This window comes from Spirochaetota bacterium (assembly GCA_038043445.1).
GTDB lineage: Bacteria > Spirochaetota > Brachyspiria > Brachyspirales > JACRPF01 > JBBTBY01.
The window spans coordinates 14,144-28,311 of the sequence record JBBTBY010000147.1; the positions used below are offsets into that span (position 1 = coordinate 14,144).

Genomic DNA, 14,168 nt, shown 5'->3' on the forward strand with positions numbered 1-14,168 from the left:
CATGGGAAAAAAGATCGTCGCGACCGCATCACTGGCCGGCTGTTTCGGATGTCATATGTCGCTTCTCGACATCGACGAACGCATTCTGCCGCTCATCGATCTTGTCGAATTCCACAAGTCGCCCATCGACGACATCAAGACGTTCACGAAGGAATGCGATATCGGTCTCATCGAAGGCGGCTGCTGCAACGATGAGAACGTGCACAATCTCATCGAATTCCGCAAGCACTGCAAAACCTTAGTAGCCGTCGGCGAATGCGCGATCATGGGCGGGCTCCCCTCCATGCGCAACTGGGTACCGCTTTCCGAATGCATCGATGAGGCGTATCGCAATGGGCCCACGGTCGCAGACTGCAACGAAAAGGGCATCGTCCCCAACGACCCGGAGATCCCGAAAATACTCAACCGCGTGCGGCCATGTCATGAGATAGTGAAGATCGATTACAGTCTGCCCGGCTGCCCGCCGCGCGCCGACCTCATCTGGGAAGCGCTCGTCGCGCTTGTCACCGGTAAACCGCTTACGCTGCCGTACGAAGTGTTCAAGTTCGATTGATCGAGGAACGAGGAGCGACCGACATGTCAAAGAAGATCGTCATCGAGCCGGTAACCCGCGTCGAGGGACACGGCAAGGTAACCATTCACCTCAACGATGCGGGTGAGGTAGAGCAGAGCCGATTGCATATCGTCGAGTTCCGCGGCTTTGAGCGCTTCGTACAGGGTCGCCCGTACTGGGAAGCGCCGGTACTCGTACAGCGTCTATGCGGTATCTGTCCGGTAAGCCATCATCTCGCCGCAGCGAAAGCCATGGACGTGGTCGTAGGCGCGGGTACCGGTGACGGGCTTACCCGCACCGCGGAAAAGATGCGCCGGCTCATGCATTATGGACAGATGTTCCAATCGCATACGCTGCACTTTTTCCATCTCGCATCGCCGGACCTGCTCTTCGGCTACGATTCCGATCCGCTCAAGCGCAATGTCATCGGTGTGGCCATGGCGAACAAGGAGCTCGCTACGCAGGCCGTGCTCATGAGGAAATTCGGCCAGGAGATAATACTCGCCACCGCCGGAAAAAAGATACACGGCACGGGCGCCATACCCGGCGGCGTGAATAAGAACCTGAGCATTGCAGAACGCGACTCCTTCCTCAAGGCGAAAGCGCCGATGAACGCCGATCATATGGTCACCTGGGCCGAGGGTGCGCTCGCGTTCTTCAAGGATTATTACACCAAGCATAAGGACTTCATCGATAATTTCTCGGCATTCCCGTCCAATCATCTTTCCCTCGTCCGCAAGGACGGTGCGCTCGATCTCTATCACGGCGTCATGCGCGCGATTGACCCCGAAGGGAAGGTGCTGCTCAACAATGCGGATTATCAGGAATACCTCGACCACATACGCGAAGAGGTAAAGTCGTGGAGCTATATGAAATTCCCGTTCCTGAAGTCGCTCGGGAAGGAAAAGGGATGGTATCGCGTGGGTCCGCTTGCGCGGCTCAACACGGCGTCGTTCATCCCCACGCCGCTCGCGCAGAAAGCGTTCGAGGAATACAAGAAGAACACCAGCGGAAAACCGAACAACAGCTGCATGCACACGCATTGGGCGCGGCTCATCGAGAATCTGCATGCGGCCGAGATGATACGCGATCTCCTCAACGACCCGGAACTCCAGGGCAATGACCTTGTCGTTACGGGTAAGCGGCAGGAGGAAGGCGTCGGCCTCATTGAAGCGCCTCGCGGCACGCTCTTTCATCATTACCGCGTGAACAGGAACGATCAGATAGAAATGGCGAACCTCATCGTATCGACAACGCACAACAATGAACCGATGAATCGCGCGGTAGCGCATGTGGCGAAAGCGCTTATGACAAAAGCGAAAGAAATAACCGAGGGCATGATGAACGCCATCGAAGTGGCGATACGCGCCTACGATCCGTGCTTAAGCTGCGCAACGCATGCCTACGGGAAAATGCCGCTCGAAATGGCCGTGCTCGACAAGAACGGCGGCGTCATCGCGGAAAAAAGGCGCTGATGCCCCCTCCGCGCATTCTCGTGTACGGTTACGGGAATCCCGGGCGCGCGGATGACGGCCTCGGGGCGGCGTTCGTCGAATCGATGCGCGAGTGGGCTGCGGAAAACGGACAAAGCACCATAACGTTCGACACGAATTATCAGCTTAACATCGAGGATGCGCTCCTCGTATCGGGACATGATATCATTATTTTCGTCGATGCTGCCGAGCAGGCGGATGAATTCATTTATCGGGAAATCGTGCCGTCGAACGATATCACCTTTTCAACGCATGCGATGGCGCCGGAGTCGGTGCTCGCGCTCTGCGAAGAGCTCTATGGCAAACGGCCGCGGGCATTCCTTCTCACGATACGCGGAAGCGCATGGGAAGCCGCCGGCGCGATGACAGAAGATGCAAAGCGATGTCTTCTCGCCGCGGAGGAGCACGCAAAGAAGATCATTATTGATCCGGCAGCGCTCGATGATGTTCTATCGAATTAAGAACGCCGCGCCTCGAGGCATGTCACGCGGCGTTTATCGCTGAACGCGCGCAAGACCGCCCTTCGCGAATGATTCCACCTGATCGAGGGTCGCCATCGACGTATCGCCGGGGAATGTGGTGAGCATGGCGCCGTGCGCCCAGCCCAGGCGAAGCGCTTCTTCCGGTGTTCTGCCCTTGATAAGCCCGTAGATGAGCCCTGCCGCGAAACCGTCGCCGCCGCCGATGCGGTCAAGCACGTCCAGTTCCGCCGTAGGAGCACTGAAGCGTTCGCCGTTCAACCAGAGCACCGCGCTCCAGCTGTGACGGTTCGCCGAGTGCACTTCGCGGAGCGTCGTCGCCACCGCTTTGATGTTGGGGAACTGCTTTGCCACTTCTTCTATCATGCTGAAGAATGTCGATGTATCGAGCTTCGACTTCTTACCGGCAACGTCCGGTCCTTTCACGCCGAGCGATGTCTGAAGGTCCTCTTCATTGCCGATGAGCACATCGACCTTCGACGCTATCTCGCGCATCACCTTCTGGCATTGCGGGAGCCCGCCGAGCGGCGCCCAGAGCTTCGCGCGATAGTTGAGATCGACCGAGCGTATCGTGCCCGCTTTGCCCGCGGCGTCCATCATCTCTATCATCACCTGCGATGTCGTGTTCGAGAGCGAGGCGAATATGCCGCCCGAGTGCACCCATTTCACGCCGTCGGCGAAGATCTTTTTCCAGTCGAAATCGCCGGGCTTAAGGAGGGCCGCCGCTTCGTTCGAGCGGTTGTAGAACACCACCGGCGGACGTACGCCCTGCCCGCGGTCGCTGTACACGGTGGCGATGTTGGGCCCCCGCACCATATCATGTTCCATCTCTTTATAGATGCCGGTTACGCCGGCTGCACGCACGCGCCATTTCACGAGTTCACCGATGGGATAGTTCGGCATGGCGGACGCTACTGCCGTCTTCAATTGAAAGCATTCGGAAAGCGCGTTTATCGGATTATATTCGCCGCCGGACACATGCACATCGAACGAGGACGCGCGATGGAGCGGAATGACGCCGGGGTCGAGGCGGTGTACAAGCGCGCCGAGCGCAAGTGCGTCGTATTGTGCTTCGGAACGGATAGTGAGTGCCATGGTCTATCTCCTTGATGAACGGGTATGGCAGATGATGATACAGCAAAACCGCCATTTCTCAAGAGAGGGGAAAGAAAAAATCATGGACAAATCGGTGCGCGATATGGATTTTTTCGGGGCAACCCTCTCAGAACACATTCCCTCTCTTTCCCGGTATATATTTCTTGAGCGTGGCATTGAGCGTGAACGAATAGCCGCTCACCTTGAAGGCGGGGATGACCGCTTTTACCGGGAAAAAACCGTAATCCTTCGCGAGGTAGATGGTGATGCCGGTCTTCGTGTCGCGTGCTGCGATGGTATCGACACGGCGGAATCGCCCTTTCATGGCCACATCGATGACGCCCTTTTCCTCATACGTGATATTAAGCTTCCGCTGATTCCCGAAATCGTCAGCCCAGTTCACATCGAGCGGCTTCGTCTTGTCGACGACGCGAAGGAGATACAGGAGCGATATGATGTCGAACGTGTTCGCATCGTTTATCACATATCGATTGCCGGCGGGCGCGTATTTATGGTAGAATATACCGTAGCCCTGATCGGAAAAATAGAGGTTCGTCACCGAATCGATATGCTGCCCTTCATGCACGCGCTTCTCGATGCGATAGGTGCGCATGTCGGAGGCGTCGAACCAGGTGATGAAGATATCGTGCAGCTGATAGAGATCGGATATGAGATCGAGCGAATGCGTCTCTGCGCGGGCCACGTACACGCGTCTGCCGTTGAGAGCGGCGTAGTCCTGCAGTTCTATCGTTACCGTGCCGACAGTGCCGGTGACGGCGGGCATTTCCGCGATGGACACTTCCACATCGTAGATAATGGTCTCGCCGAGCTCGAAGGGCATCATGTTCGTGTTCGATAGGGCCCCGTTCGTATCGCCCATCGCAAGCGTGTTCGAGGAGAGCGATGCGAGATTGGTCATCGCATTGCTTGCAGCGGTATTCGTCTCGACGGGTGTATCTTCGATGATCTCCTTCACCACGGTGACGGCAAATTTCTCTTCCATTCGGGCGGCGTGTTCATTGCTCGCCGTCGTCGCCGCCGGCGCAGTGCGTTTACCCCCGCGGAGAAGATTTACAATGATATTATTGTCGCGCACCAGATCGAGCCCGGTATCCGCGGGACCGAATACGGCACGATTAGCCGCCTGGAAAGCAATAATATGAAGGATGAACGAAAGTATGATGTAGAATGCCGCAGAACCGGCGGCGATGGAAAGAAGCCGCTTTACCCGCGCAAGAACGGATAGAAGTGCTTCGAGGAAGGGCTTCATCACAATGATGCGCTCAATTGTTCCCCGGCTTTATTTCCTGCACCCCGGCCTTCTTCGCCTGATCGATGAGCCAGGCTCCGATGGAATAAGCAATGTCGGGGCGCAGTTCCATCCCGACCTGCATTTCCCGCACGGTGCTCTCCCCCGAACGGCCTACCTCGATGATGGACCCCGGCGATACCTGCAGCGTTACCGATTCGGGTATCTCTTTCTTTTCTACGTAGAAATCGATGGAGAGATTGCCCGCCGCGTTAAGCCCTCCCCATACGCCGGTGGCCGCTATCATACGGTAATCGTTCGCCTTGCTGAAGCGTATCGTTATCGTGTTTATCTTCTCATCCATGGTGGGTGTATCTCCTTGCCATTGATTATATGCAATACAGGGGGTTTCGTCAAAACGTGTCCCCCTTGCCGTTGAATTGACTAATGTCTATAAACTCCATATAATATCGCTGCCATTGCGGCACAGAATACGATATAAGGAGTTTCCCATGAGGATCATCCACCGTATAGCCCTGCTCGCTGTCGGCGTCGGCTCTCTTTTTGCCGTGGAGATGAAGACGGTCTATTCGCTCGCGAACGTAAAAACATCGAAAGAGGTCGAAGCGTTCATGCAAAGCGACCTCCTGTCCTGGATAAACAGCCCTGCCATCATCACCGCGGTAAAGGCCGCGAACGAGAAGAACGCGAAACGCACGCAGGCGGAGATCACCGCGCTCGATAAGGAATGGATGGCGGCGAAGGACGTGACGCCGTTCATGAAGCAGTTCATCGAGAACCCGGTGGCCGAAACGCTGCGCGAGCAGATGAAGCGATCGAAAGGGCTCATCGCCGAAGCGTTCGTCATGGACTATCAGGGGTGCATTGTTGCCGAGGCCGGCAAGACATCGGATTTCTGGCAGGGGGACGAGGATAAATTCACAAAGTCCTGCACCGCCGGCGCCATATTCGTGGACAAGATAAAATTCGATGAAAGCTCAAGAACCTCATCGATGCAGATATCGCTGCCGCTTTTTGATGCGACCGCGAAGAAGGTCGTCGGTGCGATAACCGTGACCGTCGATATGGAAAAACGCGCGCTCCTGAAAGCATACGCAAAGTAGCGCCCGGAGAACAGCATAACGGCCGCGGCCCATTCCGCGGTCCGATGTTCCGAGGAGAAGACCATGAGCATGCGCCTGCGGTTCGTCCTCATCGGCATCGCGATGATAGTCATCGCCACCGGTGTCAACACGTTCATAGGCTTCAGGCAATTCCATGCCGCCATGGACGAGATGAGCGTGACATCGTTCGCCAAGGATGTCGATCACCTCATTCGCGTTGCCCAGGCGGAGGATGACCTCTATTTCGAAGGCACGTATAAAAGCGAGGCGGAGGCGCAGGAGCATACGCTTGACAGGGTGCATGCGCTCTACGGTGCCCTTAAGGATAGCGTCCCGCAGTACGTGTGCATCATCGATGCCGCGGGGGGTATCGTGTTCCATCCGGTGTACAAACGCGGCAGCACCGAATTTGCGAATGAGCCGTACATGAAAACCATGATCGCGCGAAAGAAGGGCTGGCTGGAATATACTCACGACAAAGTGAAGAAATTCTCCGTGTACGCCACCTATGAACCGTGGGGGTGGACCGTTGTGTATGCGCTCCCGCTCAAAGAGCAGGAGCGTGCCGTGCGCCAATACCTTTTCTGGCAGATAATGCTCGCAGTGATCGTCGGCATAGTGCTGTCGGCGGGCCTGTTCGCGCTTACGTCGATAACACTGCGTCCGCTCATCACCGTCAACCGCATGCTCGGCGACATCGCCTCCGGGGATGCCGATCTTACGCGCCGCATCGATGTCCGTATGCGCGGCGAGTTCGCCATGCTGGCGTCAAGCTTCAACCGTTTTGCCGACAAGATACGCGATCTGCTCATCCGCGTCCGGGGCAATATCGGCGTTACGAAAGAGCAGTCGCAGCGGTTGTCGACCAGTATGACGCAGAGCGCCGCGGCTGTCGCTGAGATGGCGGCGAGCATCAAGTCGGTGGAGCATAATGTCGAAACACAGTTCGCGCTCGTCGAGCGTACCGAGGTCGGGAATATCACGCTCAAGGAGAACGCGTTCAATATCTCCCGGAACATCAAGAAGATAAATAAGAAGATGGATGAGCTTACACAGATGATACAGACGAATGCCGCGAGCATTCAGGAGATGGCCTCCTCGGTGGAAGAGATGACGGCGACGATAGCGAGCGTCACCACGGTGGCCGACAAGGCGAACGTGACGGCGGCTGAGCTTACGCGCGTCTCAGCGGAAAGCCGCGAGCTCCTGGGAAGGACCGGCGAGAACATGGAGGGCGTGCTGCGCGCGGTGGGCATCATCAATGACTTCGTCGGCATCATATCGAACGTCGCATCGCAGACGAATCTCCTTGCCATGAACGCCGCCATCGAAGCGGCGCATGCGGGGGCGCACGGCAAGGGTTTCGCGGTGGTCGCCGAGGAGATACGAAAGCTCTCGGACATCGCCAATCGTCAGGCGGATGACGCCATGCATTCGCTCAAGGATATCGAGAAGAACATCAAGACCACGGCGGACGACCTTACTGCGACGGAATCGAATTTCACCGTCGTCGCGGAGGAATCGAAGAAGATATTGTCCGTCGTCGCGCAGGTAAAGAACGCCACCGAAGAGCAGACGGCCGGTTCGCGCGAGATGATGTCCGCGATATCTTCCATATCGCAGTCGACCGCGTCCATCAAGTCCATGTATGAAGAAATAGCATCGGCACTTGCCGCGATGAAGGCCGATTTCGATGCCTTCGACGGATTCTCGGGCGAAACGGCTGCGTCCGTGCGCGATCTCAAGGCATTGTCCACGGAAATAAAAGGCAGCGTTGTCGAGATGGGCCGCGGGGCAGAGGAGATCTCGAAGGCAACAGAGGATGTGCTCTCGCTCTCGATGACGACATCCGAGTCCATCCGTGCGCTCGAGGACGAAGTGAAGACCTATCGCGTGAGTAACGAGCAGCTTCTCCTGTCAAGCGAAAATTTCCTCGACCGCGCCATTGCCGTTCACCGCCTGTGGAAGACAAAGCTTATTGCCGCCTTGGGCGGTGCAGCACTTCCCGACAGATCGGTCGTCTCGGTGGATGATCGCTGTGATCTGGGGAAATGGATACACGGTGAGGGGGAACAGCGGTTCGGCACACTCCCTGAATTCGTCGTACTGAAGGAACATCATGCGGCGTTCCATGGATCGGTGGGGCACATCATCGATCTGCTTGCCTCAGGCGAACGGGAAAAGGCGCATGAAGCGATCGAACATGGATATTTTGCATCGACGTCCGAGGCGACGGTCGCAGCGATAGGGAATTTACGGAAGATGGTCGATACAACGCCTACGCGCCAAGGCCAAGGAAGCGCCCCGCAGCATAGATAAGGAATGTGACGACCCAGGCGAGCATGGTCGTATAGGCGATGAAGAACGCCACCCATTTGTATGAACCCAATTCCTGTTTGACGACGGCAAGCGTGGTCAGGCACGGCACGTAGATGAGGACGAAGATCATGAGACAGAACGCGATGAGCGGGTTGAAATGCTTATCCGCGGCCAATGCTTTCCGGAGCGATGCTGTTTCATCACCTTCGACCTTATAGATAGTGCCCATCGTCGATACGATGGTCTCTTTCGCGACGAAACCGGTAATGAGCGCTATCCCTGTCTTCCAGTCGAACCCGAGCGGATGTATCGCCGGCTCTATGAATTTCCCGATGCGTCCGGCGAAGCTCGCTTCCACCGCGCTTACCGGCGGGCCTTTGGCCGATGCGTCCGGCTTCGGAAAGCTCGTGAGGAACCAGATGAGCACCGAAGCGGCAAGTATCAGGGTGCCGGCCTTGCGTATATAGATCCAGGCGCGTTCACCGATGTGGGTAAGCACCGCGCGTACCGTCGGCAGGCGATAGGGCGGTAATTCCATAACGAAGGGGCTCGATTCGCCGCGGAACAATATGCCGCGGAAGAGTATCGCCATGATGACGGCGAGGAGCACCCCGATGAGATAGATGGAGAAGAGCACATTGCCGCTCACCGAGGGCGCGAAGAACGCCCCGATGAGGAGCGTGTACACAGGGAGCTTTGCCCCGCAGCTCATGAGCGGTATGATGAGTATCGTCGTGATGCGGTCCTTTTCGTTGCGCAGAGTACGCGCCGCGAGTATCGCCGGTACGGAGCAGCCGAATCCGGTGAGGAGCGGTATGAACGACTGCCCGTGGAGCCCGACGCGGTGCATGACCCTGTCCATGAGGAATGCCGCGCGCGCCATATAACCCGTGTCCTCGAGGAAGGATATGCAGAGGAAGAGGAGGAGGATGTTCGGGAGGAATGTCAATATGCCGCCGACACCGCCGATGACGCCGTCGACGAGGAGCGATCGGAACATGGTATCCGGAAGTACCGCGACGGCGAACGAAGCGAGCCAGGAAAAAAACGATTCGATAAGGTGCATGGGGAATTCACCGAGTGTGAACGTCAATTGGAACATGCCCCACACGATAAGCAGGAATATCGGGAGTCCCGCGATGCGGTTAAGGAGCACGCGGTCGATGCGGTCGGTGAACGATGCCCCCGGTATGCGCCTGGCTGACCGTACCGATTCGCGTACCGCACCGCGTATGTAGGCATACCGCTGCTCGGCGATGATGACATCGGCGGACTCGTTGAAATGCTTCTCGAGCCAGCGTATGCCCTTCTGTACCTGCGCCTCCACCCGCTCCGGCTGTCCATGACCGGAAATTTTCTTAAGGACATTCGTATCCTTTTCCAGGAGCTTTATCGCCGTCCATCGCGCATCGTATCGCGAGGAGAACGATGCATCGCTTTTGATAGCATCCGATAATTTCCTGAGCTCCTGCTCCACCTCGCGACCGTAATCGACCTCGCGTTCCGCCTTCGGTCCGCGGGCCGTACGTATCGCCAAGTCGAGGAGCGCATCAATGTTCTTTTCGCGGCTGCCGACGGTCTTCACCATGGGGATGCCGAGCACGCGCGAAAGGTGTTCCTCATCGATGATGATGCCCTGCATCTCCGCTTCATCGCTCATATTGAGCGCTCCCACGATCGGCACGCTCATCTCCTGGAACTGCAGACAGAGATAGAGATTGCGTTCAAGATTGGTCGAATCGATCACATCGATGATCACATCGGGCTTTTCATCGATGATGGAGTCGCGCGCAACGACCTCGTCGAGCGAATAGGCGGTAAGACTGTAGGTGCCGGGCAGATCGAAAATGCGTATCGTTATGTCGTTGCGCTTAATGATGCCTTCTTTCTTTTCAACGGTGACGCCGGCGTAATTGCCCACATGCTCGCGCGAACCGGTCAACGCATTGAATATCGTCGTCTTCCCGGCGTTGGGGTTCCCGGCAAGCGCTATCGTGATATGCTTTTTCTTCCGCTTCATGCTTTCCCCGTACTATCGGAGCGGCGGCGGCTGCGCACGCGGTTGCGGCGACGATCTTTGCCGCGACGGCGGAGCTCTGGAGCAACAAGGATGCCGTCCGCTTCTATCCGGCGCAGCGAGAGATCATAGCCCATGATGTGCATTTCGATGGGGTCGCCGAGCGGGGCGGTGCGCGTGATAGTGCCCTCGGCACCGCGGACGAACCCCATATCGATGAGGCGCTTGCGTATATCCGGCTGTTCGACGACGACCTCCTGTATCACGAACGCCTTGCCGGATGGTATATCGCTCAGTCTCATTGCTGTCCCTTGGTGTACGCCGCGATTTTCTTCAGTGCTTCCGGTGTGAGCACGTGCTCCATGGCGCAGGCATCCTTGTCCGCGTTCGCTTCGGAAATGCCGAGCACGGAGGTGAGGAAATTCTTGATAAGGACATGGCGGTCGAATATCGCTTTCGCGGCACGGCGCCCGGAGGCGGTAAGCGTAACGCGCCCATAATGTTCTTTATCGATGTATCGGCGCGCGGAGAGCGTATTGAGCGCATGTACCACGGAAGGCTTCTTGACCTTAAGGCGCTCTGAAAGCGCGGTCACCGTGGGTGTACCCTCGTTCTCGAGGAGATAGACGGCTTCGAGATAATCCTCGGTGCTCTGGGACAGGCTCATATTGTTAGTCACGGCTAACAATATACTCACGGCGCGGGATGAAGTCAAGCCCCCAGGGAATGATCATCATATCGTCCTTACTGGTGAAGGCCCCATTTCAGCGAAAGGTATGCGCGGACCTTGTTCGCTTCGTCCAGTGCTAATGCACGGCGATAGACCAGTATCTCGGCGATCGAACCCTTGAAAAAGGTTTGAAAATTCGGTGAAAAGCAGCCGATCCTCACCATTTTTGCCCACCGATCACTGAACGCCGCCGATATGATACGCGGCCCGCCTGTTGTCATTTCCGGAATATGCAGCGCAAGCCCCACCTGATAGTCATACCCCTTGCCGTCGCTCGCGGTGAAAATGCGCGCCTGCCGGTTCACCGCAAGACCCTTCTCCGGATTGCTCACGACCGCGAATATCGTGGCGGTGATCTTCTGGTCCGAAAGGTCGGGAAGCTCAAGCCGCGTCGTCGCCTCTTCGCTGAATCGGAGTGCGGGTAAGCCGTTGCAGCCGTTCGTTTCGAACAGCGGGCGATAGGACGGGTTTTTCTGCACCGCATGACGGGCATTCCCGCTTTTATCGTTCCATGCCGAGACCTTTCCCGCCTCGTCAGCGATTATCGTCGATCCGTCGTCCGCGTCGAGCCATACATCAGGCTTCGGCAGCGCGGCGGCAAGCGTTCGCGCGGAAGCGAAATATAATTCCGTGCCGTTCTCGACCTTGAATGTCGCGCCGCCGGTACCGCGCAGTATCACCCAGTCTGCGGGATCGGTCTTTCGGACGCCGAGATTGAAAAGGATGTGCGGTGCGGTTTTCGGCGAAAAGCCGCACGCTGAAAATGGTATGCGCCATTCACAGCTCCAGGAGTCGCTTCCGGTGTGCGGCATGAACACCACCGCCTTCTGCATTCTTTCAACGACGTCCGCCGGTGCGCCGGCATTTTCGCTGCTTTCGAAAGTCCCATCAGGGAAGCCGTAGAGCGTAATGACGGGTCCCGGCTTGGCACTGAACGCGTCCTGGAACGCGACCTCCATGCCATCGTTCTTCCCCCAGGCGTGCCCCGCGGCAAGCTGCGAGACGTTCTTTACCGGATGCTTTGCTGCAATATACAGCGCTTCGTCGTCGAATCGCACCCACGCAGTACTTGACGGCGCGGAAGCGGGCGAACGGTCGTAGCTTTCTTGCATGGAAAGCATTCCCCTGGTATCGGAAAACCATTCGTCTATCCTTCCATCGATGACCGGGGATCGCCCCTCTCTCGCCCCGATGATCATTCGCGGAGCGCCCGCAGATGAAGATGCCTTTGCGTATTTCTCATTCGGTTTCGACTGCGGCGTATGCGTCGGCTCAGGGAAGATCATTTTCCCGCCTTCCATGCGAGGGGGGATGCCGATGCCGGCTATCGTCTGCGGCATGAGCGCCGTTTCGAACGATACGCGATCGATGACGGCAGCCGAAGCGGTTATCGCGGAGCGGACGACGAAATAGAGCGTTTGTCTGCCCTGCACACGGGCGAGGGGGGCGACGAAGTCGCGGAACTGTCCATTGCCCCCGGTATACCGCGGATAGATATCCCCGATCTTTTCGCCGTCCTTACTCCCGGTCCGTACCTCGATCTTTACTTCGTTCTTTGCAAGGGCGATGCTGCCCCGGTACTGCTCGAAACGGAAATATTCGAAATCCCCGACGACCTTTCCGTCTTCGGCTTCGAACACTACGTACACGTCATGAACGCCGGCTGCAGCCTCGGACACATCACCGAGCGCTTCGCTGTAAATCTGCACGAAGTTGCCGCGATGCACATCGGTCTTTGCGAGCTTCACCTCACACACGAGCGGCCCGTTCGTCGCATCGAGATGCAGACGCAGCCTTCCTGGTGTTTCCCTGTCCTTGCCGTATACTACGCGGAAACGGCGGTATCCTTCGCCGAGCGGCACGCGCTCGTATTTAAGCCATGACCCGCTTTTTACGCTGTACACAAATGTCCATTGCGTCTTGATATCCCTGTGCGCCTCATTGTAATGAGGGGCGCCGCCGCTTCTCGCCGTCTCAAGCACGAGCGGATCGGTCGCTTTCTGATGACGCGGCGATGCACGCATGCTTTTGTCGGTGTTCATCTCCTTCACATCGCCTGCAAGTCGCATCACGATCGATCGCAGCGAATCCCCGTTCACCCCGTCGATGGAGAACCACGCGCCGTCGGTTAGCCCCGTTAACCGCCCGTCATTCTCGGATATGCCGGATGAATGTGCGGCCGTTCGTATATCGCCGAGCACGCGCGTGACCGGCGGCCAGGGGGGGAGCATCGGCGGTTCGGTATGATCATGGCCGAAACGGAACGGTTTGGCTCCCGGGAAATCGCCCGCGTTCAGTTCGGAGGATGTCCGGGTGAAATTACTATAGAAGGGATTGTCATGCTCGCTGATATCGACGCATGCGGTGTTGTACCATAATCCGCGCTGATGCGACCCCGGCGCGGCCCAGAGCAGATTGTGATGAAGGTCGATATTGCAGCTGCCCTGATCGAGATAGACGATGCCGAGCACATTGATGCGCATGCCGAAGGTGTCGTAACAGTCGTGCATGACATTGTGTATCACCTGCGATCGCAGGCCGTTGAGCGTGCCGCCGCTCGTAAAATAGCCGGTGATGAACCCCGCATCCTTTGTCTGCAGCATGCCGTTATAGAGATGATTATGCGCGAAAAGCGTGGCCATATAATCCATGGGGCCGCGGGTGCGCGAGGCCGTGCTCGTACCGTTGCCGTTGATATTGAAAAAATGACGCCCGGCGTTACGCATCGTGTTGTAGGTGATCACATGCCCGCCGATGAGCATGTTCTCGTAGTCGGCGAAATCCGACACTGCATCGGTTATCGCATTGAGATAATGCGCCGTGTACGAAACCTCGTCGATGAGGCAATTGTGAATGGTATGATGATACCCGCGGATGTGAAAACCGGCGCCGGCGCTGAATCGTACGCTTGTGTTCAGGAATGAATTGTCGTGGCCCCCGATGAAAATACCTGTCTCGCCGGAGCGTATCGTGTCGCGCCCGTTCTCGATCTGCCCGACGCTGTACTGCCGAAGAAAATGGGAGATATAGGCGAATTGGCAGCCGTCAATGACGCAGTATGCGGAATCTTGAAGATTCATCGATGCGGCCTTTATGCGTATCCCTTTGA

At 57.1% G+C, this 14,168-nt stretch carries 12 protein-coding genes; 5 read left to right on the forward strand and 7 right to left on the reverse strand.

Annotation, left to right across the window (positions count from 1 at the left end):
* Position 1 precedes the first annotated feature (1 nt).
* The 3 genes from AABZ39_18925 to AABZ39_18935 are packed head-to-tail and all read left to right on the forward strand — an operon-like array spanning position 2 to position 2,507.
* On the forward strand, positions 2-553 hold the full coding sequence (locus AABZ39_18925) for an NADP oxidoreductase (protein ID MEK6796854.1): 552 nt from the start codon (positions 2-4) through the stop codon (positions 551-553).
* 23 nt (positions 554-576) lie between these two features.
* Positions 577-2,028: a Ni/Fe hydrogenase subunit alpha gene (locus tag AABZ39_18930; GenBank protein ID MEK6796855.1), complete on the forward strand. Its 1,452-nt coding sequence runs from the start codon at positions 577-579 to the stop codon at positions 2,026-2,028.
* Complete coding sequence (locus tag AABZ39_18935; protein MEK6796856.1) at positions 2,028-2,507, forward strand: hydrogenase maturation protease; 480 nt, start codon at positions 2,028-2,030, stop codon at positions 2,505-2,507. Before AABZ39_18930 ends, AABZ39_18935 begins: the two co-directional genes overlap by 1 nt.
* Positions 2,508-2,540: 33 nt before the next feature.
* On the opposite strand, the gene AABZ39_18940 is transcribed toward AABZ39_18935, so the two are convergent.
* From AABZ39_18940 to AABZ39_18950, 3 genes are all read right to left on the reverse strand, one after another.
* Positions 2,541-3,620 (reverse strand): sugar kinase, encoded by a 1,080-nt coding sequence (locus AABZ39_18940; GenBank protein MEK6796857.1) that lies wholly within the window; start codon positions 3,618-3,620, stop codon positions 2,541-2,543.
* Positions 3,621-3,747: 127 nt separating this feature from the next.
* A complete protein-coding gene (locus tag AABZ39_18945; GenBank protein ID MEK6796858.1) occupies positions 3,748-4,890 on the reverse strand; it encodes a DUF3108 domain-containing protein in 1,143 nt (380 codons plus the stop codon).
* Between the two features lie 13 nt (positions 4,891-4,903).
* On the reverse strand, positions 4,904-5,233 hold the full coding sequence (locus AABZ39_18950; GenBank protein ID MEK6796859.1) for a hypothetical protein: 330 nt from the start codon (positions 5,231-5,233) through the stop codon (positions 4,904-4,906).
* A 148-nt stretch (positions 5,234-5,381) separates the two neighbouring features.
* Between AABZ39_18950 and AABZ39_18955 the strand changes: the two genes are divergently transcribed.
* Both AABZ39_18955 and AABZ39_18960 read left to right on the forward strand, forming a co-directional pair.
* Complete coding sequence (locus AABZ39_18955) at positions 5,382-5,993, forward strand: hypothetical protein (protein ID MEK6796860.1); 612 nt, start codon at positions 5,382-5,384, stop codon at positions 5,991-5,993.
* Positions 5,994-6,056: 63 nt separating this feature from the next.
* On the forward strand, positions 6,057-8,312 hold the full coding sequence (locus tag AABZ39_18960) for a methyl-accepting chemotaxis protein (GenBank protein ID MEK6796861.1): 2,256 nt from the start codon (positions 6,057-6,059) through the stop codon (positions 8,310-8,312).
* Here AABZ39_18960 and feoB read toward each other — a convergent pair.
* The 4 genes from feoB to AABZ39_18980 form a co-directional block, all read right to left on the reverse strand.
* Positions 8,272-10,332 (reverse strand): ferrous iron transport protein B, encoded by a 2,061-nt coding sequence (gene feoB / locus AABZ39_18965; GenBank protein ID MEK6796862.1) that lies wholly within the window; start codon positions 10,330-10,332, stop codon positions 8,272-8,274. The two genes, AABZ39_18960 and feoB, sit on opposite strands and share 41 nt — an antisense overlap.
* On the reverse strand, positions 10,329-10,631 hold the full coding sequence (locus tag AABZ39_18970; protein ID MEK6796863.1) for a FeoA family protein: 303 nt from the start codon (positions 10,629-10,631) through the stop codon (positions 10,329-10,331). The genes feoB and AABZ39_18970 overlap by 4 nt, the downstream gene beginning before the upstream one ends.
* Positions 10,628-10,996, reverse strand: coding sequence for a metal-dependent transcriptional regulator (locus tag AABZ39_18975; protein MEK6796864.1), 369 nt, complete (start codon positions 10,994-10,996; stop codon positions 10,628-10,630). Before AABZ39_18975 ends, AABZ39_18970 begins: the two co-directional genes overlap by 4 nt.
* A gap of 77 nt (positions 10,997-11,073) precedes the next feature.
* Positions 11,074-14,168: carbohydrate-binding protein (locus AABZ39_18980; GenBank protein MEK6796865.1), on the reverse strand; the 3,095-nt coding region annotated here is incomplete at its 5' end.